Annotated in this window: 27 protein-coding genes; 6 read left to right on the top strand and 21 right to left on the bottom strand. The window is 65.2% G+C overall.

Annotated features, from left to right (window positions below):
• Positions 1-123: 123 nt before the first annotated feature.
• The 9 genes from IVB12_RS24625 to phnG are packed head-to-tail and all read right to left on the bottom strand — an operon-like array spanning position 124 to position 7,110.
• Positions 124-735: a pyridoxamine 5'-phosphate oxidase family protein gene (locus tag IVB12_RS24625; RefSeq protein WP_247302868.1), complete on the bottom strand. Its 612-nt coding sequence runs from the start codon at positions 733-735 to the stop codon at positions 124-126.
• A gap of 29 nt (positions 736-764) precedes the next feature.
• A complete protein-coding gene (phnN, locus tag IVB12_RS24620) occupies positions 765-1,361 on the bottom strand; it encodes a phosphonate metabolism protein/1,5-bisphosphokinase (PRPP-forming) PhnN (RefSeq protein ID WP_247302866.1) in 597 nt (198 codons plus the stop codon).
• Positions 1,358-2,515 carry an alpha-D-ribose 1-methylphosphonate 5-triphosphate diphosphatase gene (locus IVB12_RS24615; protein ID WP_247302865.1) on the bottom strand — a complete coding sequence of 386 codons (1,158 nt, stop codon included), beginning with the start codon at positions 2,513-2,515 and terminating at the stop codon, positions 1,358-1,360. Before IVB12_RS24615 ends, phnN begins: the two co-directional genes overlap by 4 nt.
• A gap of 11 nt (positions 2,516-2,526) precedes the next feature.
• Entirely contained in the window at positions 2,527-3,237 is a 711-nt protein-coding gene (phnL, locus tag IVB12_RS24610; protein WP_247302863.1) for a phosphonate C-P lyase system protein PhnL, read from the bottom strand.
• Between the two features lie 10 nt (positions 3,238-3,247).
• Positions 3,248-4,045 (bottom strand): phosphonate C-P lyase system protein PhnK, encoded by a 798-nt coding sequence (gene phnK / locus IVB12_RS24605; protein ID WP_247302861.1) that lies wholly within the window; start codon positions 4,043-4,045, stop codon positions 3,248-3,250.
• Entirely contained in the window at positions 4,038-4,928 is an 891-nt protein-coding gene (locus IVB12_RS24600) for an alpha-D-ribose 1-methylphosphonate 5-phosphate C-P-lyase PhnJ (protein ID WP_247302859.1), read from the bottom strand. Before IVB12_RS24600 ends, phnK begins: the two co-directional genes overlap by 8 nt.
• Entirely contained in the window at positions 4,925-6,028 is a 1,104-nt protein-coding gene (locus tag IVB12_RS24595) for a carbon-phosphorus lyase complex subunit PhnI (RefSeq protein ID WP_247302857.1), read from the bottom strand. The genes IVB12_RS24600 and IVB12_RS24595 overlap by 4 nt, the downstream gene beginning before the upstream one ends.
• A gap of 4 nt (positions 6,029-6,032) precedes the next feature.
• Entirely contained in the window at positions 6,033-6,641 is a 609-nt protein-coding gene (gene phnH, locus IVB12_RS24590; RefSeq protein ID WP_247302855.1) for a phosphonate C-P lyase system protein PhnH, read from the bottom strand.
• Positions 6,642-6,645: 4 nt separating this feature from the next.
• A complete protein-coding gene (gene phnG, locus IVB12_RS24585; protein WP_247302853.1) occupies positions 6,646-7,110 on the bottom strand; it encodes a phosphonate C-P lyase system protein PhnG in 465 nt (154 codons plus the stop codon).
• 107 nt (positions 7,111-7,217) lie between these two features.
• Between phnG and phnF the strand changes: the two genes are divergently transcribed.
• Positions 7,218-7,949 (top strand): phosphonate metabolism transcriptional regulator PhnF, encoded by a 732-nt coding sequence (gene phnF, locus IVB12_RS24580; protein WP_247302851.1) that lies wholly within the window; start codon positions 7,218-7,220, stop codon positions 7,947-7,949.
• Positions 7,950-8,131: 182 nt separating this feature from the next.
• Here the strand turns inward: phnF and phnE (IVB12_RS24575) are convergent, their stop codons facing one another.
• From phnE (IVB12_RS24575) to phnC, 4 genes are all read right to left on the bottom strand, one after another.
• Positions 8,132-8,980: a phosphonate ABC transporter, permease protein PhnE gene (phnE, locus tag IVB12_RS24575; RefSeq protein WP_247302849.1), complete on the bottom strand. Its 849-nt coding sequence runs from the start codon at positions 8,978-8,980 to the stop codon at positions 8,132-8,134.
• Positions 8,977-9,861: a phosphonate ABC transporter, permease protein PhnE gene (phnE, locus tag IVB12_RS24570; protein WP_247302848.1), complete on the bottom strand. Its 885-nt coding sequence runs from the start codon at positions 9,859-9,861 to the stop codon at positions 8,977-8,979. The genes phnE (IVB12_RS24575) and phnE (IVB12_RS24570) overlap by 4 nt, the downstream gene beginning before the upstream one ends.
• 74 nt (positions 9,862-9,935) lie before the next feature.
• Positions 9,936-10,871: a phosphonate ABC transporter substrate-binding protein gene (gene phnD / locus IVB12_RS24565; RefSeq protein WP_247302846.1), complete on the bottom strand. Its 936-nt coding sequence runs from the start codon at positions 10,869-10,871 to the stop codon at positions 9,936-9,938.
• A 61-nt stretch (positions 10,872-10,932) separates the two neighbouring features.
• Positions 10,933-11,742 (bottom strand): phosphonate ABC transporter ATP-binding protein, encoded by an 810-nt coding sequence (gene phnC, locus IVB12_RS24560; protein ID WP_247302844.1) that lies wholly within the window; start codon positions 11,740-11,742, stop codon positions 10,933-10,935.
• Positions 11,743-11,929: 187 nt separating this feature from the next.
• Here phnC and IVB12_RS24555 point away from each other — a divergent pair, with 187 nt between their 5' ends.
• Genes IVB12_RS24555 through IVB12_RS24545 form a run of 3 tightly spaced genes read left to right on the top strand, consistent with a single transcriptional unit; the run spans position 11,930 to position 14,505 of the window.
• Positions 11,930-12,601 (top strand): chloramphenicol acetyltransferase, encoded by a 672-nt coding sequence (locus IVB12_RS24555; RefSeq protein ID WP_247302842.1) that lies wholly within the window; start codon positions 11,930-11,932, stop codon positions 12,599-12,601.
• A complete protein-coding gene (locus tag IVB12_RS24550) occupies positions 12,598-13,791 on the top strand; it encodes an alpha-D-ribose 1-methylphosphonate 5-triphosphate diphosphatase (protein WP_247302840.1) in 1,194 nt (397 codons plus the stop codon). The genes IVB12_RS24555 and IVB12_RS24550 overlap by 4 nt, the downstream gene beginning before the upstream one ends.
• Positions 13,792-13,809: 18 nt before the next feature.
• Positions 13,810-14,505 (top strand): DUF1045 domain-containing protein, encoded by a 696-nt coding sequence (locus tag IVB12_RS24545; RefSeq protein WP_247302838.1) that lies wholly within the window; start codon positions 13,810-13,812, stop codon positions 14,503-14,505.
• A 6-nt stretch (positions 14,506-14,511) separates the two neighbouring features.
• Here IVB12_RS24545 and IVB12_RS24540 read toward each other — a convergent pair whose 3' ends face one another.
• From IVB12_RS24540 to IVB12_RS24515, 6 genes are all read right to left on the bottom strand, one after another.
• On the bottom strand, positions 14,512-15,120 hold the full coding sequence (locus tag IVB12_RS24540; protein ID WP_247302884.1) for a hypothetical protein: 609 nt from the start codon (positions 15,118-15,120) through the stop codon (positions 14,512-14,514).
• 83 nt (positions 15,121-15,203) lie between these two features.
• Positions 15,204-16,604 carry a selenium-binding family protein gene (locus tag IVB12_RS24535; RefSeq protein ID WP_247302836.1) on the bottom strand — a complete coding sequence of 467 codons (1,401 nt, stop codon included), beginning with the start codon at positions 16,602-16,604 and terminating at the stop codon, positions 15,204-15,206.
• A gap of 284 nt (positions 16,605-16,888) precedes the next feature.
• Positions 16,889-17,827 (bottom strand): dihydrodipicolinate synthase family protein, encoded by a 939-nt coding sequence (locus tag IVB12_RS24530; protein ID WP_247302834.1) that lies wholly within the window; start codon positions 17,825-17,827, stop codon positions 16,889-16,891.
• A gap of 131 nt (positions 17,828-17,958) precedes the next feature.
• Positions 17,959-20,040, bottom strand: coding sequence for a methyl-accepting chemotaxis protein (locus IVB12_RS24525; RefSeq protein WP_247302832.1), 2,082 nt, complete (start codon positions 20,038-20,040; stop codon positions 17,959-17,961).
• 119 nt (positions 20,041-20,159) lie between these two features.
• Positions 20,160-20,930, bottom strand: coding sequence for an enoyl-CoA hydratase (locus tag IVB12_RS24520; protein ID WP_247302831.1), 771 nt, complete (start codon positions 20,928-20,930; stop codon positions 20,160-20,162).
• A complete protein-coding gene (locus IVB12_RS24515) occupies positions 20,927-21,376 on the bottom strand; it encodes a MarR family winged helix-turn-helix transcriptional regulator (protein WP_247302828.1) in 450 nt (149 codons plus the stop codon). The genes IVB12_RS24520 and IVB12_RS24515 overlap by 4 nt, the downstream gene beginning before the upstream one ends.
• A gap of 234 nt (positions 21,377-21,610) precedes the next feature.
• Between IVB12_RS24515 and IVB12_RS24510 the strand changes: the two genes are divergently transcribed.
• On the top strand, positions 21,611-22,306 hold the full coding sequence (locus IVB12_RS24510; RefSeq protein WP_247302826.1) for an ATP-dependent Clp protease adaptor ClpS: 696 nt from the start codon (positions 21,611-21,613) through the stop codon (positions 22,304-22,306).
• A gap of 100 nt (positions 22,307-22,406) precedes the next feature.
• Positions 22,407-23,339 (top strand): ATP-binding protein, encoded by a 933-nt coding sequence (locus IVB12_RS24505; RefSeq protein WP_247302824.1) that lies wholly within the window; start codon positions 22,407-22,409, stop codon positions 23,337-23,339.
• Positions 23,340-23,376: 37 nt separating this feature from the next.
• On the opposite strand, the gene IVB12_RS24500 is transcribed toward IVB12_RS24505, so the two are convergent.
• Together IVB12_RS24500 and serA are read right to left on the bottom strand one after the other, a co-directional pair.
• Positions 23,377-25,038, bottom strand: a complete 1,662-nt coding sequence (locus IVB12_RS24500) for a tannase/feruloyl esterase family alpha/beta hydrolase (protein ID WP_247302822.1) — start codon at positions 25,036-25,038, stop codon at positions 23,377-23,379.
• Positions 25,039-25,119: 81 nt separating this feature from the next.
• Positions 25,120-26,364 carry a phosphoglycerate dehydrogenase gene (gene serA / locus IVB12_RS24495; RefSeq protein WP_247302821.1) on the bottom strand — a complete coding sequence of 415 codons (1,245 nt, stop codon included), beginning with the start codon at positions 26,362-26,364 and terminating at the stop codon, positions 25,120-25,122.
• Positions 26,365-26,443: the final 79 nt, after the last annotated feature.

Here is a 26,443-nt window from a genome sequence, read left to right as displayed (position 1 = left end):
GGGCCCAAAGACAATGCGAGACGGCTGGGACCGCCTCGCCGCAATCCTCGAAGGTTATCTGCTTGCAATCCAAAGCATAAAACCGGGAATCCCATAGCCCACAAGGGGAGAGGGTAAGAAACGTCACCACATCGTCGCTGCGGCTCGCGCGGGCCAGGCGCGGTCGTACTCCGCGCCGCCGACCCTGTTCTCGCTCATCTCGGCCAGGATCTGGCCGGGCGTCGGCAGGGTCTTTGGGTCGACGCGCTTGTCGGGATTCCAGAGGTCGGCGCGGACGATGGCGCGGGCGCATTGGAAGTAGATCTCGTCCACGCTCATGACCATGACGCAGCGCGGTGCCTTGCCTTCGACCTTGAACGAGGCCAGCAGTTCGGGATCAATCGAGAGATGGGCGCGGCCGTTGGCACGAACCGCATTGCCGGAGCCGGGAATCAGGAACATCAGCGACACCCGGGGATCGCGCACGATATTGCGCAGGGAATCGACCCGATTGTTGCCGCGGCGGTCGGGCAGCATCAGCGTCTTCGGGTCATGAATGCGGACAAAGCCGGGGAGATCGCCGCGCGGCGAGCAGTCGATGCCCTCCGGCCCGATCGTGGCGAGCGCCGCGAACGGCGCCTTCTCGATGTAGATGCGGTAGAGCGGGGTGACATGGTCGGCGACTTTCACGGTCGAGGCATCGTTGGTGACGCCGTAGATGGCCTCCAGCTGTTCGACCGTTTCGATCACCGACATTCTTCCACTCCTCCTTAGCGTGCCCGCCATTACTCATGCCAACCTTCATTCCTGATCACGCGCACGAGCTGTCGGCTGTGATACTCCGCGCTGCCGGCGTTGAGGATGGTGATATCGGCATGCGCCCGCGCGACATCGACACTGCGCGACAGCCGCGCCGCGATATTGCCGTCGCTGTGCCGCGCCCGCGCGGCAAGCCGCTGCGCCAGCACGTCTGGCGGGGCCGTGATCGCGACCACCACGACATTTGCATAGGCTTGGCGCAGCGCGCCGATCACCGTGCGCGAGACATTGACGACCACCGTGCGTCCGGCACGGATATCGTCGTTGATCTCGAGCGGCAGCGCGTAGGAATGCCCGTGCGCCTCCCAGTGCATGGCGAACTCGCCATGCTGCTGACCGCGGCGGAATTCGTCGGGGCCAAGCGCGAGGTTGTCTTCGGCAGCGGAGGATTCCCGCGTCACGAGGCGGCGTGGAAAGACGATGTCGTGATCCTCACTGCACGCCGCCCGCGCCAGTCGCAAAAGCGTGTCCTTGCCGGCGCCGCTGGGACCGACCACAAGCACCAGCCGCCCGGGTCCGATCGCGCCCGCGACCTCCTGCGCCATGGCCGCGGTCTCGCTCATGCGACACGACTCCCTTCGCGCCAGACGCTGCGCACGACGGGGACGCTGCCGGCAACATGCACGCGGATCAGGTCGGCGCGCTTGCCGACCGCGATCTCGCCGCGATCGGTGAGTCCGACCGCATCGGCAGGCGCCTTGGTTACGGTGCGGATCGCCGACGGCAGATCGATCGCCGGCACATGCTCGGGCAGCTGCAGCGCGCCCATCAGCAGGCTCGACGGGATGTAATCCGACGACAGGATATCGAGCAGGCCTTCGCGGGCGAGATCGACCGCGGCGATATTGCCGGAATGCGAGCCGCCGCGCACGACGTTGGGAGCGCCCATCAGGATGTCGATGCCGGCGTGATGCAGACCGCGCGCGGCTTCGAGCGTGGTGGGGAATTCCGCCACGGCGACACCGTCGCGCACGGCATCGGCGACGTTCTCCTCGGTGGTGTCGTCATGGCTTGCGAGCGAGATCTTGTACGCATGCGCCAGCGTCACGATCTCGCGCATATTGGTCGCGGCATAGGCCTTCTGATAGGCAAAGCGCTTCGCGAACAGTTCGTCGAGCTCGGCGTCGGTCTTGCCGCCGCCCTTGCCGCGATAATAGTCGCGCAGCTTGACCTCGTCGCGAAACTGGCGCTGGCCCGGCGTGTGATCCATCAGCGACATCAGCTTGACGTCGGGCCGGCCGATCAGCTCCTTGGCCTCCTCGACGACGCTCGGCATCGGGATTTCACAGCGCAGATGCAGGAAATGGTCGGCGCGCAAGAGGCCGGCATCGCGCGCGATCGTGATCGCGGCGGCGAGCACGCCGGCGCGGCCATCGACTTCCTCCGCGCCGTCCTCGCGCCAGACCCGGAGCGAATCGAACACGGTGGTGATGCCCGAGGTCGCGAGCTGGCCGTCATACGAGATGACGGCGGCGACCGGATTCCAGAACACCTTCGGTCGCGGCACGTAATGGGCTTCGAGATGGTCGGTGTGAAGCTCGATCAGGCCGGGCATGACGAGGTCGCCGCCAGCATCCTCGGCGCCGGCGGGCGCCCTGCCCTCGCCGATCTCGGCGATGCGTCCGTCGACGAGAGCAAGCCAGCCCTGATCGATCACCCGGTCAGCCAGCACGATCCTGGCGTTGGCGATGACCGTGTCCTTCGGCTTGGCGTTCATGTCCATTTCCTTCAAGCCGCGGCGGCGAAGCTGGTGACATCGACGATGCGGTCGGCAATCAGATGCCGGATTTCGTCGTCATGGACAATGGCGACCATGGCGACGCCCTGGCGTTTTTTCTCAGCGATCAGCTCGACCACCACAGTGCGGTTGGCGGCATCGAGCGAAGCGGTCGGCTCGTCGAGCAGCAGGATCGGCAGATCCGAGATGAAGCCACGCGCGATGTTGACGCGCTGCTGCTCGCCGCCGGAGAAGGTCGCGGGCGGAAGCTGCCACAGCCGCTCGGGAATGTTGAGACGATGCAGGAGCACGCCCGCGCGGGCTTGCGCCTCCGCGCGCGCCAGGCCGTTCACGATCAGAGGCTCGGCGACCACGTCGATGGTCGCAACGCGGGGCACGGCGCGAAGGAACTGGCTGACATAACCGATGGTGGCGCGGCGGACGTTGAGCACCTGCCGCGGCTCGGCGGCGGCAAGATCGATCAGCGCGCCGCGGTGGCGGATGCCGATGCGGCCGGAATCGCAGCGATAATTGCCGAAGATCATCTTCAGGATCGACGACTTGCCGGCGCCTGACGGCCCCGACAGCACGACGCCTTCGCCGGGATCGACATGGAACGTCACGCCGCGCACGACCGGCAATTTGATGCCGCCTTGCAGGTGCATCGTAAAGGTCTTCCGGGCGTCGGCGATGTCGATCATGGCCGTCGTTGCAAGGCTCATGTTGGCAGGCTCATGGCGGCAGAATCGAGGAGACGAGGAGTTGCGTATAGGGCTCGCGCGGATCGTCGAGCACCTGATCGGTGAGGCCGGTCTCGATGACGCGGCCGCCCTTCATCACCATCACGCGGTGCGACAAAAGGCGGGCCACCGCGAGATCATGCGTGACGATGATGACGGCGAGGTGCAGCTCGGCGACCAGGCTGCGCAGGAGATCGAGCAGGCGCGCCTGCACCGACACGTCCAGGCCGCCGGTCGGCTCGTCCATGAACACCAGCCGCGGCCCGGTGACGAGGTTGCGCGCGACCTGGAGCCGCTGGCGCATGCCGCCGGAATAGGTGCGCGGCGCATCGTCGATGCGCGCGACGTCGATCTCGACGCGCATCAGCCAGTCGGAGGCGGTGTCGCGGATGCGGCCGTAATGATTCCATCCCACCGCCATCAGCCGCTCGCCGACATTGGCGCCGGCCGAGACCGCCATGCGCAGGCCTTGCGCAGGATCCTGATGGACATAGCCCCAGTCGGTGCGGAACAGAAAGCGCCGCTCGGCCTCGCCGAGCGTCGTAAGATCGCGGGTGACGCCGTCGCGCATCCGGTAAGAGACCCGGCCGGCGCTCGGCGTGAGTTGAGCCGACAGCATTTGCAGCAGCGTCGACTTGCCCGAGCCGGATTCGCCGACGATCGCCAGCACCTCGCCGGGATAGAGCGCAAAGGACACCTCTCGGCAGGCGGCGATGCGGCCGAAGGACTTGCTGAGCGACTCCGCCACCAGCAGCGGCTGGTCGTTTTCGAGCGTATCGAGTTCAGCCATGTGAGCCCGCCCTCTCCTTGTACGGTGCGGCGCTCAGGCTGCCGTGATGGCCGGCGGCCTGCCGGCCCTCGCAATAATCGGTGTCCGAGCAGACGAACATCCGGCCGCCCTTGTCGTCGGTGACGATCTCGTCGAGATAAGAGCTTTCCGCACCACACAGAGCGCAAGGCGCGTTGAAACGGTACGGCTCGAACGGATGATCCTCGAAATCGAGCGACACGACTTTCGTGTAGGGCGGGATCGCGTAGATGCGCTTCTCACGGCCGGCGCCGAACAATTGCAGCGCGGCACAATTGTCCATCTTGGGGTTGTCGAATTTCGGCGTCGGCGACGGGTCCATCACGTAGCGCGCGTTCACCTTGACCGGATAGGCATAGGCAGTCGCGATATGGCCGAAGCGGGCGATGTCCTCATAGAGTTTGACATGCATCAGGCCATATTCGGCGAGCGCATGCATGCGCCGCGTCTCGGTCTCGCGCGGCTCGAGGAAACGTAGGGGTTCAGGGATCGGTACCTGATACACCAGCACCTGGTTTTCATGCAGCGGCGTCTCGGGAATGCGGTGGCGCGTCTGAATCACGGTTGCCTCGTCCGTCGCCGTCGTGGTGGCGACGCCCGCCGTCTTGGCGAAGAACTTTCGGATCGAGATCGCGTTGGTGGTGTCGTCGGAGCCCTGGTCGATCACCTTCAGCACGTCCTCAGGTCCCAGGATCGCCGCCGTCACCTGCACGCCACCGGTGCCCCAGCCATAGGGCATCGGCATTTCGCGGCTGGCGAACGGCACCTGATAGCCGGGGATCGCGATCGCCTTGAGGATCGCACGGCGGATCATCCGCTTGGTCTGTTCGTCGAGATAGCCGAAATTATAGGCGGGCGCGTTCATTCCGCGGCCTCCTTCATGGCATCGGGCGCATTGGCCTCGGCAAATTCCTGGCGCAGCTTGCGGAGCAGGCCGAGCTCGGACTGGAAGTCGACGTAATGCGGCAGCTTGAGATGCTCGACGAAGCCGGTCGCCTGCACGTTGTCCGAATGCGACATTACGAACTCCTCGTCCTGCGCGGGGGCACGCACCTCCTCGCCGAGCTCGCGAGCGCGCAGCGCACGATCCACCAGCGCCATCGACATGGTCTTGCGCTCACTCTGGCCGAAGGCGAGGCCATAGCCGCGGGTGAAGCACGGCGCTTCCGTCGCCGAGCCCTTGAACTGGTTGACCATCTGGCACTCGGTCAGCTCGATCGAGCCGAGCGGCACGGCGAAGCCGACGTCCTCGGCGAAAAATTCGACATCGACCTCGCCGAAGCGAATCTCGCCGGCAAAGGGATGGTTCCGGCCGTAACCGCGCTGGGTGGAATAGCCCATCGCCAGCAGAAAGCCTTCGTCACCACGCGCCAGATTTTGCAGGCGCAGGTCGCGGTCCGCCGGAAAATTCAGCGGCTCGCGGGTGAGATCGCCGACGCTGGCGCCGTCCTCGGCCTGCGGCGAGGACTCGATCAGTCCGTCGCGGCCAAGAATATCCGTCACGCGCGGCGTGGGTGCCGTTGATGCTTCCGCCGTCACTGGCGCTTCCGGCACAACGCCTTCTGCGAGCGAAGGATCGAGCAGGCGGTGGGTATAATCGAAGGTCGGCCCGAGGATCTGGCCACCTGGAATATCCTTGAAGGTCGACGACACTCGCCGCTGCACGCGCATCGCGCCGGTGTCGACCGGCTCGCTCGCGCCAAAGCGCGGCAGCGTGGCGCGGAAGGCACGGACCAGGAAGATCGCCTCGATCAGATCGCCCCGCGCCTGCTTGATCGCGAGCGCGGCGAGCTGGCGGTCATAGAGCGAGCCCTCGCTCATGACGCGGTCCACGGCGAGACCGAGCTGCTCCGAGATCTGCTCGAGCGTGACTTCCGGAACGCTTGGGTCACCGCGCCGCGCGTTTGCAAGCAGGAGATGGGCGTTCTCGATGGCGCGTTCGCCGCCTTTGACTGCGACATACATGCGGTCAGCTTCCCTTGTTCGCGACGCGCGTGGTGCGCGGGATCGCAACCACGGCATCATCGGCAACCAGCACCACATCGAGGCCGCGCGGAAACAGCGCCTCGTTGAACCGCAGGCGCTCGAACAGATCGAACGGCTTGATCGACGCCTGGAGCGTCGTGGCGCTATCGATGCCGGGGCCGCGCAGCTCCAAGCTGCGTCCCGAGCCCAGACTATCGACCTGAAGGATCAATGTGGTCGAGCGATCCGGATATTCGTTGGTGCCGAGCGCAAAGCTTTCGAGCGGCGGCAGCGCCGCGCCGTCGCTGATCAGCGCGAAGCTGGCAATCGAAGTGTCCTGCACCACCGGCGCGCCAGTGTGGAACTTGAGCCATTTCATCACGTCGGAATTTTCTGCCATGCGCGCATCGAGCCAGAGTGGCGTGTCATGATCGAACAGCGTCAGCGCGATCGCGGCGGTGCCGCGCATCATCGTATGGGGCGCTCCGGCTGTCGGAACGATGCGCTGGACCGAACCCGGCCGCGCCATCGCATCCATGACCGAACGAAAGGTCGATTGCGCCGACAGAACCCTGTCGGCGAAACCCGGCGGCAGTTCTGCAATCGTGGTCATGATCTCACCCCTCACCGCGCACCATGGTGTAGAAATCAACCTTCGTCGCGGCAGTCTTCGCCGCTGCCTGCTGGCGCCTCGTCATAAGCTGCTCGCGCAACGGCGCGATAATTTCGCGCTCGACGGCTGCGCCAAAATCGCTGGACTGCACCAGCGCGTCGCACAGCGCGATCAGCCGCGCCTTCTCACCATCGCGGCCGAGTGTGTAGCCGAAGCCGACCTCGCCACTGGCAAGCCGGACCGCCGCACGCGAGACCGTGGCTTCGCCGAGGTTGAACGGTGCACCGTCGCCGCCGACCCGGCCGCGCAGCATGACGAGACCGTTTTCGCCTTCGCGCAGATTTTGATGGGCCGGCAGGGCGAGTGTGCGGAGGCGGGCGGCGATCTCGCCCGCCTCCGCGTGCGCCAGCACGGCCATCGCGGCCTTGCGCTGGGCTTGCTGGTCATTCTGCTGGGTCACCAAATCCACCGAACTTGCCGATTCTAAGTTGTCTATGATACTAGACAACTTCATAAAGGAGCGCCATGACTGTTTCGTGACAAAGGCGTGATTTCTCAGCTAGGCTGACCAGCGATATGAGCATGCAAGACACTGCATCTTCGGGCGTCGCGCTGTGGCGCCTCATCGCCGACGGCATCGAGCGCGGTATCGCCGACGGCCGCTTTGCCGCCGGCGACAAATTACCGGGCGAGATGGAGATCGCGGAAACCTACCGCGTGAACCGCCACACCGTGCGGCGCGCGCTGGCCGCGCTGGCCGAGCGCGGCCTGGTGCGGGCCGAGCGCGGCAGCGGAACCTATGTCGAGGCGCAGAAGCTGGCCTATCCGCTGCGCTCGCGCACCCGGTTCTCCGAGATCGTCGGCGCCGGCGGCCGCGAGCCGCGCGGCCAGTTGATCGAGACCTCCAATGACGTCGCAACCCGGGAGCTGGCGCGCGAGCTCGGCTTGAAGGCCGGCGCGCCGCTGGTGCGGATCGAGGCGATTCGCCTCGCCGATCGCACGCCGATCTGCGTCTCCACCACGTGGTTGTCGGCCGAGTTGTTTCCGGGCGCAGGCGCCGTGTTCGCCGCGACGCGCTCGATGACGAAGTTGCTGGAGCACTACGGCATCCGCGACTACCGCCGCGGCGCGACCCGGATAACGGCCGGCATCGTCGACGCGACCGACGCCGCCCGGCTCGATCTTGCACTGGGACGACCGATCCTCGTGGTCGATGCCACCGACCACGATCTCGGCGGCAGACCGCTGGTGACAAAGCACTCGCGGTTCGCGGCGGAGCGGGTGGAGTTTTTGGTGGAGAACGGGTGAGCCCTCTTCCCCTCTCCCCTTGTGGGAGAGGGTGGCTCGCCGCGCAGCGGCGAGACGGGTCAGGGGTCCTCTCCGCGAGTCCAGCTCTCATTTGAATGCGCGGAGACGGATCCCTCATCCGGCGCTTCGCGCCCCCTTCTCCCACAAGGCGAGAAGGGAAGAAGACTGCGGCCGCACCTGAGTTAAGCGATAGCCCTTCGTCCGATAATCGCAAAGCGCAGCTTGCCGGAAATGAAATCGATCGCGGCAACCGCAACCAAGATCATCAGGATCAGGAACGACACCTTCTGCCATTCCAAGACGCGGATCTGCTCGGCGAGCTGGAGGCCAATGCCGCCGGCACCGACAATGCCGATGATTGTGGCCGAGCGGGTGTTGGATTCGATGAAATAGAGCACCTGACCGGCGATCACGGGCAGGACCTGCGGCAGCAGCCCGAAGCGAATCTCGTGCAGCGCGCTGCCGCCGGAAGCGCGGATGCCTTCAACCTGCTTCTGGTCGGCGCCCTCGATCGCCTCCGAGAACAGTTTTCCGAAGGCGCCGAAATCCGACACGGCGATGGCGAGCACGCCGGCGAACGGGCCGAGCCCGACCACATTGATCCACACCAGCGCCCAGATCAGCGTGTCGACGCCGCGGATCGAATCCAGCAAGCGGCGAACGGGAAAGCGCAGGATCTTCGACGGCACCACGTTGCGCGCGGCCAGCAGACTGACCGGGAGCGCGAACAGCGCCGCCAGCGTCGTGCCGAGCAGCGCGATCGACAGCGTCTCGCCCAGCGCCTTCAGATAGACCGGAAACGAGGAGCCGGGATCGGGCGGGATCATCATCAGGCTGATCCAGCCGAGCTGGCTGAGGCCTGCGAGGAATCGTGACGGCGAGAAATCGAGATCGACCAGACCATAGATCAGGATCGCGAACGCCGCGACGATCATCGCGGGCGTTGCAAGCCGCGCCGAGGCCGGCCGGTCGAACACATCGGGATAGCGGGCGCGGATTTCTCGCGACTCGACTTGCTGCGGCCCGGTCACGTCCGCGCCTCCTTGCCGAACAGCCGGCCGCGCAGCCATCCGGTGGTGATGTCGATGATGAAGACGGTCACGATGATGGTGAGCAGGATCGCGCTGACGTCGGAGTAATAGAACTTGCGGATGGCGACGACGAGCTCCTGGCCGATGCCGCCGGCGCCGACGAAGCCCATCACCGAGGCTTCGCGAACGTTGATCTCGAAGCGCAGCAGCGCGTAGCTGGCATAACCTGCGGTGACCTGCGGCACGATTGCAAAGCGCATGCAAGACAGCCAGCTCGCCCCGGTCGAGCGGACGCCCTCGACCGGCTTCATGTCAGCATTCTCCACGATCTCCGAGAACAGCTTACCGAGCGCGCCGGTGGAGTGAATCGCGATCGCGAGCACACCCGCCATCGGACCTAACCCGAAGGCGATGACGAAGATCAGCGCGAACACGATGCCGGGAACGGTGCGGGCGAATTCGAGCAGGCGCCGCACCGTAAAGCGCAGCCAGGGCGCAGGCGAAGTGTTCTCCGCCGCGAAGAAGTTCAGGGCAAAGGCGAAGGTGGCGCCGATCAGCGTGCCGACATAGGAGATCAGCAGCGTCTCACCCAGCATCCTCAGCCATTTGCGCCAGCCCCAGAGCCACTCGCCGAGATCGGTCCAGACCCGCTGGCCGTTGTCGAGCGTGAGGATGCGATCGAAATAGCTGATGAAGTTGCCGAAATAGGTGAACAGCGTGCGCAAATTCACTTCGGCGCCGATCGCGGCGAGGACCAGCGCACCTGCGAAGATACCGGCTCCCAACAGCAGGCGCCAACGCTTGCGCGCGACCGCCTGGCGATAGGCGGCGTTGAGCACCGCAAGCTGCTGCTCGGGAAGGATCGAAACCGCGACGGTCATCTGGTCAGAACAAGTGGTCGATCAAAGAGAAAGAGCCGGGTCCATCGACCCGGCTCCAGTGCATCGTCCCAAACTCAGGACGCCTTCTTCTTACGCAGCGCATCGACGAACTTGATCAGCTCGATCGTGCCATCCCAGTCCTTGTTGGTGGCGGGATGAAAGCCCTTCTTCTGGCCGTCCTGGAGGCGATCGAAGGCCGCCTTGTCCTTGGCCGGCGCGTCGAAGAACGCCTTCGCGATCGCCGCCTTGGCGTCGTCCGGCAGGTCCGAGTTGTAGGCGTATGGGCCGTTGATGATCGGCGCCGACTTATGGATGATGCGGAAATCGTCCTTCTTCATCGGCGAGCCGTCGGCATTCTTCAACATGCCCTTGGTCAGCATCTGCGCCAGCGTCGAATCGTCATCGCTGGTCCACTGGTTGGCGGCGACGTCGACCGTGCCCTGCGCCAGCGCCAGCATCGCGTTCTCGTGGCTGCCGGTGAAGACGACCTTGCCGAAATAGGTGTCGGCGTCGGCGATGCCCATCTTGTCCAGCTCGAAGCGCGGCACGTTGTTGCCCGAGGTCGAGTTCGGGTCGACGAGGCCGAGGTTCTTGCCCTTGAGGTCATCGACCTTCTTGTAGGGGCTGCTCGCCTTGACGAAAAACACGGAATAATAGCCGGTCGAGCCGTCGGCGTTGATGTCGTTGGCGAAGGCATCGGTCTTGACGCCGGTCAGACGGGCGCGGGCGAACGAGGCCGAGCCATAGCTCGCGATATGGATGTTGCCGGCGCGCTGGCCCTCGATCACCGCGGCGTAGTCGTTGGCGATGCGCAGCGTGACCTTCACGCCCAATTCCTTGGAGAGATAGCTCATGAACGGCGCCCAGCGCTCAGTGACACCCGAAGCGTTTTCCGCTGGAATGACCGCGAAGGTCAGCTCGGGATATTTGGCTTTCCAGTCGTCCGCCGAGGCGGAGGTGGCAAGCGCGAGCGCGGCGGCGCCGGCAAGGATTAATCTGCGAGTGATCATGATACCCTCTTCGTCGGTTGGGGTCGGTTGACGCAAAAGACTTGAACTAATCGGGCGAGGCTCAGGCGGCAGCCGCCGTTCCAAGCGCCGGGACGCCCTCGGGCGCCGGGATGGGCATGCCGCCCATGACGTCGGCAGCCTCGAGATCGTAGAGCTCGCGCGCCACGTGATCGGTCAGCGCGGCCGGCGCGCCATCGAACACCACGCGGCCCTGCGCCATGCCGATCAGGCGGTCGCAATAGCTGCGCGCCAGATCGAGCGAATGCAGATTGCAGAGCACGGTGATGCCGAAATGCTTGTTGATGCGCAGCAGCGCATCCATCACGATCTTGGTGTTGCGCGGATCGAGCGAGGCAATCGGTTCGTCGGCGAGGATGATGTCGGGCTGCTGCACCAGGGCGCGGGCAATCGCCACGCGCTGCTGCTGTCCGCCGGAGAGCTGGTCGGCGCGCTGGGCGGCGAGCGCAGCGATGTCGAACTGCTCCAGCGCGGACATCGCCAGCGCCTTGTCCTGCTCGGGCCAGAGCTGCGACAGCGAGCGCCAGGCGGGCATCGTTGCGAGGCGTCCCATCAGGACGTTGGTGAGGACATCGAGCCGGCCGACCAGATTGAACTGCTGGAAGATCATCGCCGAGCGCGCCCGCCATTGCCGCAGCTCCTTGCCGCGCAGCGCGGTGACATCGGTGCCATCGAACAGGATGCGGCCCGCGGTCGGCGTCGCCAGGCGGTTGATGGTCCGCAGCAGGGTCGACTTGCCGGCGCCGGAGCGTCCGATCACACCGACGAAGCCGCCCGGGGAAACTTGAAACGAAGCGTTGTCCACCGCGGCCTTTGCGCCGAAGCGACACGTCAGACCTTCCACCACCAGCATGCAGGGCTCCAGATTAACTGAACCCACCGCTAACGCTGGCGCTTAACACTTGTGTGACATCCGCGTTGCGGTGCGGCGATCCAACACACGTCATCCCCTGTCATCGCCACGTCATGACGTTGTCATCAAAGCATTGTCATCAAGCCGCTCCAAGAAAAATGCCCCACCCTCGCGCTTCGGATGCAACATGGCCGCCAGAGCTCTTTCGATTCAGCCGACCATTGATCCCTCGGCCAAGCTGCACGAGGCCAGGCTCGGCGCCTACACCGAGGTCGGCGCGCGCACCGTACTGCATGACGTGGCGATGGGCGATTACTCCTATGTCGTCAACGATGCCCAGATCACCTACACCACCATCGGAAAGTTCTGCTCGATCGCGGCAATGACGCGGATCAATCCCGGCAATCATCCGATGCATCGTGCGACCCAGGCGCATTTCACCTACCGTTCAAGCGCCTATTTCGAAGGCGAGAGCGACGACACCGAGTTCTTCGACTGGCGCCGTCAACATCACGTCCATATCGGTCACGATGTCTGGATCGGCCACGGCGCGATCGTGCTGCCCGGCCGCAATATCGGCACCGGCGCGGTGATCGCGGCGGGCGCTATCGTGACCAAGGACGTGCCGGCCTACACCATCGTCGCCGGCAATCCGGCGCGCATCGTGCGGCGGCGGTTCTCGGAGCAGATCGCCGGCCGGCTCGCCAAGCTCGCCTGGTGGGACTGGGATCACGACAAATTGCGTGAAGCGCTGCCCGATTTCCGCAAGCTCGGGATTGAAGATTTCCTCGCGACATACGAAGCACGGGCGAGCTCTTTCACCGGTCCTCCTGCCAGCAAACCAAGCGCGGTCGCGTGACAGACATTTTCCTTGAAGGCGGCCGGGCCCTGATCGGCGCCGAGCTCGTCGAAACCTCACTTCTCGTGTCCGGAACGGACATTGCGTTGGTCGATGTCCCTCGCGGCCGCGCGCGGCTCGCGATTGATGCGCGCGACCTGCTGGTGCTGCCAGGCATCGTCGATCTGCATGGCGATGCCTTCGAGCGCCAGATGATGCCGCGCGCCGGCGTCGATTTCCCGATCGACGTCGCGCTCGCCGACAGTGATCGTCAGGCGATCAGCAACGGCATCACCACGGTGTTCCACGCCACGACCTGTTCGTGGGAGCCTGGCCTGCGCAGCGCTGGCAATGCGCGCGGCTTGATGGAGGCGATCGAGCGGCAGCGTCCGCAATTCGCCGCCGACACCCGCTTCCATCTGCGGCACGAGACCTACAATCTCGATGCCGAGACCGAGATCAGCCAGTGGCTCGCGGAAGGCCGCGTCGACCTGTTCGCCTTCAACGACCACATGGACGGCACGCTTGCCGATATGGCCAAGCCGCGCAAGCGCAACCGCATGGTGGAGCGCACCGGGCTGTCGAGCGAGGAATTTGACCGGCTGGTCGAACGTGTGGTGGCGCGCGCCGCCGACGTTCCGGCGTCGCTCTCGCGGCTCGCGGCGGCGGCCCGCGCCGCCGGGGTGCGGATGCTTTCGCATGACGATGCGACGCCGGCGATGCGCCAGGAGTTTCGCGATCTCGGTGCGATGATCGCCGAGTTTCCGATCAACGAGGAGACAGCGCGGGCGGCAGCAAGCCACGGCGACGCCATCGTTTATGGCGCCCCGAACGTCGTGCGCGGCGGCAGTCACACCGGCTGGACCAGAGCGTCGGACATGGTCGCCAAGGGTCTCTGCTCGGTGCTGGCCTCGGACTATTACTATCCGGCGCAGCTGCTGGCCGCATTCCGGCTCGCCGCCGACCGCGTGCTGCCGCTGGAGCAGGCCTGGGATTTGGTCTCTGCCGGACCTGCGCGTGCAACCGGCCTTACCGATCGCGGCGCCATCGCGCAAGGGCGCCGCGCCGACATTCTTTTGGTCGACGACAGCGTGGAGTTGCGGCCGCGGCTGATCGCCGTGATATCAGGCGGCAAGCTGGTGCATCTCACCGATGCGACGCGGCTGCTTGCGGCAGCGGCGGCGCCGCGCGAGGCTGTCGTTGCGGCTTAGATTGGTTATGCTGAGGCGATGACAGGTTTTCCCCGCTACGCGATCTATTTTGCGGCCGGCGCCGACAGCGCCCTCTCCCGCTTCGGCGCCGAGCTGCTCGGCTATGATGCCTACAGCGGCGACGAAGTGCCGTTTCCGCGCGAGGCACTGGATGTCGCGCCGGACTGGCGCGATATCAGCGCCGATCCCCGCAAATACGGCTTTCACGCCACACTGAAGGCGCCGATGATGCTGGCGCCGGGCAAGAGCGAGGCCGAGCTCGCGGCGGCCTGCGCGGCATTTGCTGGTAAGGAGCGACCAATTCCGGCGATACGACCGGTCGTCGATGCCATCAGCGGCTTCATCGCCGTCATTCCGGCCGAGCCTGTCGGCGCGCTCGGGCAGCTCGCCGCCGATTGCGCCCGCGACTTCGATTCTTTTCGTGCGGCCCTGACGGCGGAAGACCGCGCACGACGCAGGCCCGAGAAGCTGAGCGAACGGCAGCGCGATTATCTCGATCGCTGGGGCTATCCTTATGTGATGGAGGAGTTCCGCTTCCACATGACCCTGACCGGCCGGCTGGATGCGGAGCGGCGCGGACCGATTATCGAGATGCTGCGGTCCCGGTTTGCAGCGCTCGGTCTCGACACGTTGGCGATCGACCGCATCGCGCTGTTTCGGCAGCATGATGCCGCATCGCGCTTCCGCATCGTCGGCGAGTGGGCTCTGACGTAGTAGATTTCAGCGCCAGCTCGCAAGATTGAAGGCGAGCGCCACAATCCCAACTACAATGAGGCTGGTCGCCCAGATCACATCCAGGTTGAACCAGCTTCGGGAGACAAACCTCAATCCCAGATAGCGGTAGACCAGCCACGCCAGGCATCCGCCCGCGCTGATCATGGCGGCAACGTGCACCAGAGAGACCAGCACCGCCATCCCGAGACTTGCCTTCACAAGACTTGCCTTCATCAGCGCGCCGGCAGCGGCATGGCCGGCATCGAGTCCAAAAGCCTGGCAGAGACCGAGATAGATCGGCACCAGCATCAAGGCGGCGCCGTGAGCAATGGCAACGGCAAACGACCAGAGCGCCAATTGCGTTGGCGGAATTCGTGCCAGCGTGCGGGGATGGCGCCGCGCAATCAGCCGATAGACGCCGAAGCCGATGACGAGAAGGCTCGCGCTGATCTGGATCGAACGCTGCCACTCGGCCAGCACGAGCAGCAGCGCGAACGGCAGCAGCACGAGAAGCGTTGCCAGGAGATGCCCGGCCGAGAGGGCCCACAACGCACGGAAGAGCGCGCGCGGGCTCTTGTCCATGAGCCCGGCCGAAACGGCGAGCGGCCATCCCATGCCCGGATTGACCCCGTGATAGAAGCCGCTCGCAACAAGAGCGAGCCAAAGCCAGCCAGGCGCCGGGCTCGCCTGTCCCCAATCTAGGCCGACGGGTAGCAAAAGGAGTCCGTCGAACAATCGCCGCCCTCCAGCCTGATCTGGTGCGCACGATATCCGTCGGGGAAGCTTACGAAGTAATCCTTGTGGAGCTCGAGACCGCCGTCGCGACCGACATTGGCCATGACTTCCACGCCCGGAACTCCGTCGGGATAGAACTGGTCATCCCAGGTGGAATAGAGCGAATTGGTCCAGTACACGCGCCTGCCATCGCGGCTGATCTCGACCATCTGCGGACCTGCCGCAAAGGGCTTGCCGTTCGGATGTGGCGTGCGGCGCGCGATGCCGCCGATGTGGACGGAGCCTGCAAGCTTCGGCTTTCGCGGATCACTGACGTCGTACTGGCGCATTTCACCCGTGCCCCAACACGAGACATAGAGAAAGCGATCATCCATCGACAGGTCGATATCGGTCACCAGAGGCGGCACAGCACCAAAGCCCTGGAGCAGCGGCGGGAGCTTCTCCTTTGGCGCGGGCTCCGGCTGGATCGTCGCCGTCTTCTCCACGTGGAATGTCCCGCCTTCGCGCCACCAGGTCCAGATCGATGCTTCGAGATTGGTGGTGTCGACCACGACGCCTACGAAGCCGTATTCGCGAACCGGATCGTGCGCGGGCCGCACCTCCAGGGCCATCTGATGATTGGCGCCGAGGTCGATGGTCTGGACGTTGCGACGGGCTCGAAGATCCCAGAAGTGGAGACGATGGCCGTATTTATTCGCAAGCAGATCTTCCGGGACGATCCCGTTCTCGAACTGCGGCGGCAACGCCCATTCACTCGTCACCATGTAGTCGCGCGGCAGGTTCCACCAGAAATCATAGTGCAACGTCTGCGGACCGCGGTCGATCTCCCATCGTCCCAGGACCTCGAACGTCTCGCAATCCATGATGAAAACGCCCGGAGGGCCGTTGGTGCCGTCTTGGCCGCCGCCGCCCAGCGTGCTCACATAGATGCCGTCCGGCCCGCAATGGATGGTATGCGGCCGCGAGTAACCGGTCTTTTTGAAGACTTCTTCGGGCTCGATGATCTTGTGAATCTTGGCTTTGGTCGGATCTGGCTTGGTGTCGATGATGTAGATCCGCGACGAGCGCAGTCCGGGGATGATGAGATAGCGCCGCTCGATGAAGGCATGTCCCGCGAGCGGCGACAAGGCGGAGGAGCAGGCATTCCAGCCGAAGTGGTGAAACTCATCGCCCTTGTTGGGCATCGTCACGGTATGGACGATTTGGCTGTAGGTCGGCGATCCCGGCTTGACGTCGATGACCGCGAGAGCATCAGGTTTTGAGAAATCTGGACTGAGCAACAGCGTGTAAGCAAAATTCTCCGCTGGTGCTTCCATCGCAAGCTTGGGCGATGCGTGAAAGGTGGGATCCGGCCTCATCGTCATGGCACTGCCTCCCTGTTCCGTCGGTTCACGCCAACCTGGCTCGAAATAGCGGCAAAAGAAGAGCTGTTACGCGATGTCCTGGATTCTCCGCAGGCCTGGTTGGCGAACGTACAATATGTCATCGCCGGGCAGCGGGAAACCACCCGAACCGCGCTAATTCGACGCCTTCAGCCGAAATGGGCGGACCCGTCGTTGCGAGCGAAGCGACGCAAATCCAGACTTTCTCCGCCGAAACAGTTTGGATTGTTTCGTCGCTTCGCTTCTCGCAACGACGGTGGAGAGCCCTACTTCCCCCACCGCAGCGCCAGCGCGTCGCGCTCCTTGGCCAGCTCCAGCAGCCCCGCGCGCGTCGCCGGATGCAGCGGCTGCAGCGGATGGCGCACCGTGTCCGACTTGATCACGGCACCGGCCTGCATCATGACCTTGCAGGCGATCAGGCCGCATTGGCGGTTCTCGTAATTGATCAGCGGCAGCCAGCGCTCGTAGGCCGCCTTGGCCTCCTCGCGCTTGCCGGCGAAATAGGGATCGATGATCTGGCGAATGCCGTCGGGATAACCGCCGCCGGTCATCGCCCCGGTGGCGCCGGCATCGAGATCGGCGAGCAGCGTGATCGCCTCCTCGCCGTCCCAGGGGCCCTCGATGTCCTTGCCACCCGCATCGATCAGGCTGCGCAGCTTTGCGGCAGCGCCGGGCACCTCGATCTTGAAATAGCGGATGTTGGAGAATTCGCGCGACAGCCGCGCAAGCAGCTCGACCGAAAGCGGCGTGCCGGCAACGGGCGCATCCTGAATCATGATCGGAATGGTGATCGCGCCCGAGAGCACCTTGAAGAATTCGACGATGCCCTTCTCGGGGACGCGGAAGGTCGCGCCGTGATAGGGCGGCATCACCATCACCATGGCGGCGCCGGCCGCCTCGGCCTGCCTGCTGCGCGCCGCGCAGACGGCCGAGCTGAAATGCGTGGTGGTGACGATCACGGGAACCCGCCCGGCGACATGCTCCAGCACCGTATGCATCACGGTTTCGCGCTCGGCATCGGTGAGCACGAACTGCTCGGAGAAATTGGCGAGGATGCAGATGCCGTGCGAGCCGGCGTCAATCATGAAATCGATGCAGCGGCGCTGTCCTTCGAGATCGAGCTCGCCGCGCTCGTCGAAGATGGTGGGTGCGACCGGGAACACGCCGCGGTAGGGGCGCTGGGCCTTGTGTGGGGTGACCGGCATCGAACTCTCCATCCCTGATGTGTCTTACGTCTGGCGCCGCGCACACGCTGCGAGGCGGCACAGATGTACCCGCCGCGGCGACCTGCGGCAATGCCGAAGGCGCGACGTTGGAAATCAGGAATGAGGCGAAACTACGCGGTCTTCACCGCTCCCAAAAAGCCCTCGACCGCGACGCGGAGACGATCGGCGTCAGCCGACATCTTCTTGACGGAGTGAGACAGCACCGTGCCGGCGTTGCCGGTCTCCTGGTTGAGCCTGACGACGCTGCCGATGGTGTCGGTGACCTCGCGGGTGCCTTGTGCGGCCTGCTGGAAGTTGCGCGAGATCTCGGTGGTGGCCGCGCGCTGCTGCTCGACGGCCGCGGCAATCGCCGTCATCTTCTCGTCGATGCCGCTGATGGCGCCGCCGATCGACCGGATGGCAGCAACGGCCTGGCCCGTCGCGCCCTGGATCTCCTCGACCTGACGCGAGATCTCTTCCGTCGCGGTCGCCGTCTGCGCCGCGAGGCTCTTGACCTCGCCGGCGACCACGGCAAAGCCGCGGCCGGCTTCGCCCGCGCGCGCGGCCTCGATCGTGGCGTTCAATGCCAAAAGGTTGGTCTGGCCGGCGATGGCGTTGATCATCTTCACGACCTCGCCGATGCGGCTCGCGGTCTGGTCGAGGATCTCAACGGTCGCGTTGGTCTGCGCGGCCTGCGACACGGCTTCGCGGGCCTCGCGAGCGCTGGCCTGCACCTGCGCGGAGATCTCGCCGACGGACGCGGAGAGCTCCTCGGTCGCCGCCGCGATGGTCTCGAGATTGTTGGTGGCCTGCTCGGCCGCGGAGGAGACCGCCGCGGTCTGGCTGCTCGATTGTGAGACCAGCGAGCGCACGCCGCTGGCGGTGTCATCGAGCTCCCGCGTCGAGGCCGCAACACTCTGGATGACAGCCTGCACGGTGTCGTCGAAGCTGTGGCAGGCGGAATCGACGGTGCCGGAGCGGGCGAGCTGGAGCGCCTGCTGGGATTCGCGTTCCCGGCCGAGGCGCTCGGCGGTCGCAGCACTTTCGCGCAGACTTTCGAGCGCGGCGGCCATGGTGCCGAACTCGTCAGGATGCCGGGATTGCGGCACCGGCGTCGCATAGTCGCGTGCGCTGATGCGGGCGATGGCGTCGAGAATGGCGCGCACTGGGCGCATCAGGCGATTGCGCACCACAAACACACCGGCCAGGGTCACGGCCAGCGCCACGAGGAATGCCAGCGACTGCACGATCAGATTGGTGAGGGCTTTATTCTGAACGGTCTCCGCGCGCGCGATCGACTGGTCGAGGGCTTTGTTCGCGACAGCGACGATGGACGCGAACGGCGACTGGCACAACGCGTTCCATTCCGAAGCGGGCATCGCGGGGCGGCCGCTGCCGTCGAGGTTCTTGGTCAGTTCGCCGATCTGCTTGAGCACTCCATCGGTCTTGGCCCGTGCCTCCTTGGCCGCATTGGCGAGGTCCGCCGTCACGTCGGGCGCAGCCAGCAGCTCCTCCATGCCGGTCCAGCCGGCGCTGACGATGCCGTTCCAGCTGGCCACGGTCTGCTTCTGGGTCTCGTCGAGCGGCTTGGAGCTGTTGACGTTCGGGCGCAGGGTCGAGCACTGGATGCCATAGCGGTCGCGCACCTGCCAGGCGAGGCGGCGAGCCTGGATCATGCGGGCGATGAAAGGATCGTTCATCCAGGCGCGGTTCGACACCGCCGTGGACGCGAGATTGGCAGTCTCGATCACCTTCGTGACGGAATCGTACCAGGCGGCGGTGCGCTCCACCTTGCGCTCGCCGCGCGGCAGCCGGGCCTCCTCGTAGAACAGCTGGAATTTCGGCGCGGCCTCGCTCCAGCGCTGCTTCAAGGTGTTTGCGAGCTCGTCGCGCCGGCCGAATTCCACGGTGGAGAGCGCGGCGATGATGGCGTCAAAGCCGGCCTGCTCTGCCTTTTCGGCGGCGCCGAGCTTGGCACGCGGATCGTCCTCGCCGAGCAGCGCGCTCTGGGCATCGCCGCGATTGTTGCGCAAGGACAGCACGCCCTGGAAGATCGCCTTGTCCGCGTTCGCAAGCCGTTCGGTCTCCAGACTGTCGCTGTAGCGGCCGAAGGCCCCGAACATCTGGATCGCCGTGCTGGCCAGCGCGCCGGCGGCCAGCAGGGCCATCAAAGTCAGGAGAAGCGAGCTTACCGATTTCTTAAACATTGCCATGGGTCGGGGGCCTACTCTTCACGAGCAGCCACCTTGCACCGCGACATGCCAAGGTTTGGTTAAGGCTTTAATCGAATACCTGGGTTGTGCCCGCTGCGCCTGCGGCAGGCCGCGTTCCCTCACGCAACCCTGGTGAAATCCGGCGGTCGGCGCTCGGCAAAGGCAGTGAATGCCTCGCGCGCTTCGGCGGTACGCAGGCGCTGCGCGAACTGCTCGCCCTCCGCGTTCAGCTGCGCAACCAGCGCCTCGCCATTGCGCATCAGCTTCTTGGTGGCGATGAGCGCACCGGCCGGCTGGCGGGCCAGGCGCTGCGCGAGCGCAAGCGCCTCGGCATCGAGCGTGTCGAGCGGCACCACCCGGTTGGCGAGGCCCCATTCCAGCGCGGCCTGCGCCGGCACGGTCTCGCCAAGTGCGAACATCTCGTAAGCTCGGGCGTAGCCGATCCGCGCCGGCATCAACAGGCTGGAGGCCGCTTCCGGCACTAGCGCGAGGCTGACGAAGGGCGTCGACAATTGCGCATTGTCGGCGAGCACGACGAGATCGCAATGCAGCAGCATGGTGGTGCCGACGCCGACGGCGCGGCCCTGCACCGCCGCAACCAGCGGCCGGGTGCAACGTGCCAGCGACTGAATGAACCGCACGACGTTGCGGCTGCCTTCCGACTTGCCCGCTGCAACCGCGGCAAATTCGCCGACGTCGTTGCCGGCAGTGAACATGTCGCCCTCGCCGCGGATCAGGATCACGCGAGCGGACGGATCGAACTCGGCGGATTCGATACTGTCGGCGAGCTTGCCGTACATCGCGTCCGTCAGCGCGTTCTTCTTGTCGGGGCGCGCCAGCGTGAGGGTAAGAATTCCGCTGTTGTTCTCGATCCGGACGTGCTCGGTCATTCGTCTGCTCCTCTTGGAAACTTGTCCTGAATGCTCATCAGCCAGCGTGCGACGATGTCGATCTCCGCAGCCGTAAATCCCTCCGTCAGCGCCGCGTTGACCTCCGCCGCGCCTGCTTTCGCCTGCGCCAGCGCGCTGCGCCCCTTCGGCGTCAGCCAGATCCGCCAGGCGCGCCCGTCCTCGTGGTCGGCCCGCCGCTCGATCAGTTTGGCGGCTGCCGTGCGATCGACCAGGCCGGAAATACCGGCCGGGCCAAGATCCAGCGCCGCGCCCGCCTCGCCGATCAGCACACCATCCTGCTTGCCGAGAATGAACAGCAGCCCGGCCTGCGCCGGCGTGACCTCGCTCTCGGGGCGAGCCGCCATCCAGCGCTGCAACCGGCGTTGCGCGACGCTCAGCAGGTAGATCAGGCGATGGTGGCTCGCTGCGGCTTCCTTATTTCGCATACGAAATATATAATGCGAGGCCAATCGCGTTGTCAAAGAGGGGTTGCCGATGCGGCATGGCCATGGCGATCGCGGTCGTGCCGATCGTCAAGCCGACGCGGCACGAAGGCGGCGAGTGGGATGGCGCATTGAAATTCCATCGGGAATTTGACGCACCCGTTGGCGCTTGACGGCCGCCCTCCTTTATGTTCCATATTTGTTCTTCACTCGTTTTGGTTGCAATAGGATCGTTTCATGACGAAGGATGCGCGCGGCGAGCGCGAGCCGGCTCAGCTCGTGATTCACAATGATGACGAAACGCCGGACGAGTTTGTCATCGGGTTGCTCCGCCAGGTTTTTGGCAAATCGGAGCGTGAAGCGGCCGCGGTGATAGCGCGGGTCGAGCGGGAGGAGAAGGCCACTTGCGGTCCGTACCCGCAATCGGTCGCCGAGGCGCTGTTCAAGTCGGCTCAGCAATATATCTGGCTCGGCCAACATCCGCTGAGGATCACGCTTGAAGAGATTAAGACCCCCTGCGAGCTCTGCGGCAAGCCTGAGGGACAGACCGATGTTCGGATCGGGAGCCGCACGGTCTGGCTGTGCAGCGACTGCATTCGCGCAGCAGACACCGTGAACACACCGCAAGAGCCGGAAGAGGAGTTCGAATACGCTTGCGACGTGCTTGACTGGCATTTTGCCAACGTCTCGCGTAGCAATCTCGTGACCACCATCCGCCAGTTTCCCGGCCATATGCGGGTCGATGTCCAGGCAGCGATCGAGGGACTGTTCGGCAAGTCGATCCGGCTGTTCGGGCTGAACGAAGAACAGCGCTACGAAACGCTGTCGATCTCACGGCTCCTCCGCGATGGCCGCAATGCGCTCGCGATTGCTCCGCTGCAATATTCCGACGTGGATGTCGGCGAGAAGAGCCCGAGTCAAATGTCTCGATAACGGCCTCTGGCTGTGCGAGCAGGATGGCCTTCGTTACGCGGTCTTGCTGTGTGCCCACCGCGAATACAGCCGAGAACCGGGAATTCGGATCGAGATCCTCGTGCCGGCAGGCACCGCGGGCGCGGCACTCGTGCAGCAGTGTTTTGGCGAGCTGGAGCAGGCCGTGCAAGCTGCGCGCAGCTATCGCGGCAAGATCCTGTCCCTCGACGCCGATTCCGACTATCGCGGCCGCTCGCGCGGCATCACGGTGCATCGGCTGCCGTCGGTTGCGCGCGATGAGGTGATCCTGCCCGAACAGACCCTGCGGCTGCTCAATCGCAACGTTCTGACTTTCGTCAACACCCGAGATCAATTGCGCCGGCTCGGCCAGTCGACACGTAAGGGCATCTTGCTTTACGGACCGCCGGGCACCGGCAAGACCCATACGATCCGCTATCTGGCAACTCATTTGCCCGGGCACACGACACTGATCATCACCGCCGAGCAAATCGGGCTTCTCGGCGCTTATATGAGTCTGGCACGGCTGCTCCAGCCGTCGATGGTCGTTATCGAGGATGTCGATCTCATCGCCCGCGACCGCGACGACATGGGGCCGTGCGAAGAATCCATGCTGAACAAGTTGCTCAACGAGATGGACGGGCTGAAGGAGGACGCGGACATCCTGTTCGTCCTGACCACCAACCGGCCTGAGGACCTCGAAGGCGCCCTCGCCGGCCGCCCGGGCCGCATCGATCAGGCCATCGAAGTCCCGCTGCCGGACGAGACCGGCCGCGGCAAGCTGGTCCGGCTCTACGGCAAGGGGCTGCCGCTCGACGATGCAATCATCGCAGAAGCGGCCCGCCGCAGTGAGGGCACGAGCTGTGCCTTCACCAAGGAATTGATGCGACGGCTTGCGCAAGGGAGCCTCGCGCGAGACGGTGGCAATTCCGTCGTGTCTGCCGACATCGACGAGGCGCTCGACGACATGTTGTTCTCCGGCGGCAAACTCAATGCGCAATTGCTCGGAGGCGCACAGGCGATGGCGACGAGATAACGCCTACCCACCGAAGTGGCGGGCTTGGACTGAGCGTTTACGGCGCGCAGGTGAAGCTCGAGGCCTCCGTCACCGGGCCCGACTTGTAATGAGGCCAGGCCGGCCAGCGGCACAGCGGCATCGCGCGCAGCGTCGCGAACGACGGCGCTTCGACCTTCTGCTCGGCGACTTCGAGATCGCCGGGCGCCTTGCCCTGCTCGACCCAGTCGACCAGCACGTTCAGCATGTCAACATTGGCCGGCGCGCCGGAGCCGACATGGTCGACCCCGGGCGCGGTGTAGAGCCGCGCGAACTCCGCGGTCTCCGCCTTACCGAGCTTGCGCTCGACGCTGTCGAAATAGCGGATGCCGGCATAGGGGCTCTGCGCATAGTCGGCCATGTGCTCGAGCATGATCAGCCGGCCGCCGCGCATCCGGAAGCGGCTAAGGTCGGGATCGGTCGAGTCCATCAGCGTGGAGATCTCGAGCAGCCGCGCCTTGTGCTCCTCAACCTTGTAGGTCGTGACGTCGAGCTTGGGATCGCGCGCAAATACATATTGGATGCCGCCGGCGCCGTAGATCCAGGCGATGCCGTTGTTGGGCGCAGGCGGCTGCGCGGGCGGCGCGGTGCCGAGCCACCATGCGACCCAGCCGCCGGTCGGGCCGATTGCCGGCGTGTCCTCGCCGGAGACGCCCCAGCCCGGATAATCGTCGAGACCATTGGCGAGCGCGAACGGGAATTTGTAGGGCGCGTGCAGCGTGTTGACGGCCTTGATCTGCGCGTCAGTGAGGCACTGATCGCCGCTCTCGCCCGCCGCGCAGCGCAGCGTCTCGACCTTGAACGCCGCCTTGCAGGAAACGGGATCCTGCACCAGCGCATCGTCGGAGCCGTCGGCCTTGTCGCAGGCCGCGCGCACGGCATCACCGACGAGCTTGACCTGCGCCGGATTGATCCAGCCCTCGCCCATGGTCACGAGGCCCGAGCGGGTGCCGGCATGCTGCAAGCCGACCCAGTTGATGACGGGGACGCGGGCGAAGATGCCGTCGAAATCGTCGGGATAACGCTGCGCCATGGTAAGGCCTTCGCGGCCGCCTTCGGACGAGCCCATGAAGTACATCTTGTCCGGCTTCCTGCCGTAGGCGCGCTGCATCAGCGCAACCGCAGCATCGCGCACCTTCTTGTAGGCGCGATGGGCGAAATTCTCGAACGCTTCGTCGTTGAGCGCGAACAGCTGCGGCGGCTCGCCCTGCTTGGTCTCGTGGCCGGAATCGGTGCCATAGGTGACGAAGCCGCGCGCGAGCGGTGACGGCTTGTCGAAGGGATAGGCCGGCGGCAGCGCAAGGCCGGTGATCAGCACGCCGTTGAAACCGCCGCCGCCATATTGCAGCGAGCGCCCGTTCCATTCGGCGGGAAGGTTGACCTGGAATTTGATCGGCGGCGCCTTGGGGTCGGTGGGATCGATGTGGCCGAGCACCTTGCAGAAGCGCGGATTGGCCGGCGTGATGCGCCCCGACGGGGTCGGCCCGCGCTCGGCGACGGCGAGTTGCGACGGCGCCAGCAATGTCGCGGAATCAATCTTCACCGCATCAGTGCCGCCAACAAGACCGTTGCAGACCGTCTCGGCGTCGTCTGTCAGCGTCGCCGCCGAGGCGCTACCCGCAATCAATGCAGCCGCCGTCCCTACGAGCAGCGCACGGAGCTTCGCACGCATTTGCGCCATGGTTCCCCCTGTTTTCTGTTCTCGTTCGATCCGTCAGGAGGCCGCATTGAAGGCGACCTACCGCCGGCCGTCAATGATGCGCTAGTGCTCGAACACCAGCCGCGCGCCGACCGTGCCCTCGAGGCTGCGGATCTGCTGGAGCAGCGCTGCCGAATCCTGACCGGCCAAGTCGGCATCGAGCACGACGTAGCCGAGATCGCCGGCGGTCTCCAGATATTGCGCAGCGATGTTGATGTCGCGTTGGAGAAAGACTTCGTTCAGGCGCCGCAGCATGCCGGGTACGTTGCGATGGACGTGGCTGAAGCGCGCGCCAGAGGGCCGCAAGTGCAACTGCACCTCCGGGAAGTTCACCGCGCCCATGGTCGAGCCGGTGATGAAATAGTCGACCAGCTTGCGCGCAACCTCACCACCGATCCGCTCCTGCGCCTCCTCGGTCGAGCCGCCGATATGCGGCGTGAGGATGACGTTCTCGAGGCCCTGCATCGGGCTGTTGAAGCGATCCGCGTTCGAGGACGGCTCGACCGGAAACACGTCGACGGCCGCGCCAGCGAGATGGCCGTCGCGCAAGGCGCGCGCGAGCGCATCGAGATCGACCACGGTGCCGCGGCTGTTGTTGATCAGGAACGAGCCTGATTTCATCGCCCGCAGCTCCTTCTCGCCGATCATGCCGGCGGTCTCCGGCGTCTCGGGCACGTGCAGGCTGACGACGTCGCTCTGCGCCAGCAGCTCCTCCAGTCTCTCGACCGGCTCGGTGTTGCCGTGACGGAGCTTGTCGGTGCGGTCGAAATAGATCACGCGCATGCCCATGGCCTCGGCGAGCGTCGAGAGCTGCGAGCCGATATTGCCGTAGCCGACGATGCCAAGGGTGCGGCCGCGCACCTCGCGACTGCCGGTCGCCGACTTGTCCCAGCCGCCGCCATGCGCCGACGCCGAGCGCGGAAAGATCCGCCGCAGCAGCATCACGATCTCGCCGATCACGAGCTCGGCGACGCTGCGCGTGTTGGAGAACGGCGCATTGAACACGGGAATGCCGCGCTTGCGCGCCGCCGTCAGATCGACCTGGTTGGTGCCGACGCTGAAGCAGCCGACCGCGAGAAGCTGGTCGGCGGCCCCAAGCACCTCATCGGTGATCTGGGTGCGCGAGCGGATGCCGAGCAGCGACACGCCCTTGAGCGCCCGCCGGAGATCCTCGCCGTCCAGCGCCTTGGTCAGGCGCTCGACATTGGTGAAGCCCGCGCTTTTGAATAGGTCGACTGCGCTATCATTGACGCCTTCGAGCAGCAGCGCCTTCGCATTCCGCTCGGGGCTTTGGCCTGGGGCTGGCATTGTATCTCCGTAAGTAGCACCTTTGCCGCAGCTCATAGACCGCGGACGGTGCGCGGCACAATAGGGCCTAGATACGGGG

The sequence above is a fragment of the Bradyrhizobium sp. 179 genome, from assembly GCF_023073535.1.
Taxonomy (GTDB): domain Bacteria; phylum Pseudomonadota; class Alphaproteobacteria; order Rhizobiales; family Xanthobacteraceae; genus Bradyrhizobium.
Note: the sequence above shows the minus strand (reverse complement) of the source record. Positions and strands in the feature narration are given on the sequence as shown.

What these genes read in the sequence shown, in the direction of transcription:
- IVB12_RS24500 (WP_247302822.1), bottom strand. Translation starts at nt 25,038, where the DNA reads ATGGCGCAAATGCGTGCGAAGCTCCGTGCGCTGCTCGTAGGGACGGCG.
- IVB12_RS24595 (WP_247302857.1), bottom strand. Translation starts at nt 6,028, where the DNA reads ATGTATGTCGCAGTCAAAGGCGGCGAACGCGCCATCGAGAACGCCCAT.
- IVB12_RS24625 (WP_247302868.1), bottom strand. Translation starts at nt 735, where the DNA reads ATGTCGGTGATCGAAACGGTCGAACAGCTGGAGGCCATCTACGGCGTC.
- phnK (WP_247302861.1), bottom strand. Translation starts at nt 4,045, where the DNA reads ATGGCTGAACTCGATACGCTCGAAAACGACCAGCCGCTGCTGGTGGCG.
- phnD (WP_247302846.1), bottom strand. Translation starts at nt 10,871, where the DNA reads ATGATCACTCGCAGATTAATCCTTGCCGGCGCCGCCGCGCTCGCGCTT.
- IVB12_RS24540 (WP_247302884.1), bottom strand. Translation starts at nt 15,120, where the DNA reads ATGGGATGGCCGCTCGCCGTTTCGGCCGGGCTCATGGACAAGAGCCCG.
- phnL (WP_247302863.1), bottom strand. Translation starts at nt 3,237, where the DNA reads ATGAGCCTTGCAACGACGGCCATGATCGACATCGCCGACGCCCGGAAG.
- serA (WP_247302821.1), bottom strand. Translation starts at nt 26,364, where the DNA reads ATGCCAGCCCCAGGCCAAAGCCCCGAGCGGAATGCGAAGGCGCTGCTG.
- IVB12_RS24510 (WP_247302826.1), top strand. Translation starts at nt 21,611, where the DNA reads ATGACGAAGGATGCGCGCGGCGAGCGCGAGCCGGCTCAGCTCGTGATT.
- IVB12_RS24530 (WP_247302834.1), bottom strand. Translation starts at nt 17,827, where the DNA reads ATGCCGGTCACCCCACACAAGGCCCAGCGCCCCTACCGCGGCGTGTTC.
- IVB12_RS24615 (WP_247302865.1), bottom strand. Translation starts at nt 2,515, where the DNA reads ATGAACGCCAAGCCGAAGGACACGGTCATCGCCAACGCCAGGATCGTG.
- phnN (WP_247302866.1), bottom strand. Translation starts at nt 1,361, where the DNA reads ATGAGCGAGACCGCGGCCATGGCGCAGGAGGTCGCGGGCGCGATCGGA.
- IVB12_RS24515 (WP_247302828.1), bottom strand. Translation starts at nt 21,376, where the DNA reads ATGCGAAATAAGGAAGCCGCAGCGAGCCACCATCGCCTGATCTACCTG.
- IVB12_RS24520 (WP_247302831.1), bottom strand. Translation starts at nt 20,930, where the DNA reads ATGACCGAGCACGTCCGGATCGAGAACAACAGCGGAATTCTTACCCTC.
- IVB12_RS24555 (WP_247302842.1), top strand. Translation starts at nt 11,930, where the DNA reads ATGGCCGCCAGAGCTCTTTCGATTCAGCCGACCATTGATCCCTCGGCC.
- IVB12_RS24600 (WP_247302859.1), bottom strand. Translation starts at nt 4,928, where the DNA reads ATGAACGCGCCCGCCTATAATTTCGGCTATCTCGACGAACAGACCAAG.
- phnF (WP_247302851.1), top strand. Translation starts at nt 7,218, where the DNA reads ATGAGCATGCAAGACACTGCATCTTCGGGCGTCGCGCTGTGGCGCCTC.
- IVB12_RS24525 (WP_247302832.1), bottom strand. Translation starts at nt 20,040, where the DNA reads ATGGCAATGTTTAAGAAATCGGTAAGCTCGCTTCTCCTGACTTTGATG.
- phnC (WP_247302844.1), bottom strand. Translation starts at nt 11,742, where the DNA reads ATGCTGGTGGTGGAAGGTCTGACGTGTCGCTTCGGCGCAAAGGCCGCG.
- phnH (WP_247302855.1), bottom strand. Translation starts at nt 6,641, where the DNA reads ATGACCACGATTGCAGAACTGCCGCCGGGTTTCGCCGACAGGGTTCTG.
- IVB12_RS24545 (WP_247302838.1), top strand. Translation starts at nt 13,810, where the DNA reads ATGACAGGTTTTCCCCGCTACGCGATCTATTTTGCGGCCGGCGCCGAC.
- IVB12_RS24535 (WP_247302836.1), bottom strand. Translation starts at nt 16,604, where the DNA reads ATGACGATGAGGCCGGATCCCACCTTTCACGCATCGCCCAAGCTTGCG.
- phnE (WP_247302848.1), bottom strand. Translation starts at nt 9,861, where the DNA reads ATGACCGTCGCGGTTTCGATCCTTCCCGAGCAGCAGCTTGCGGTGCTC.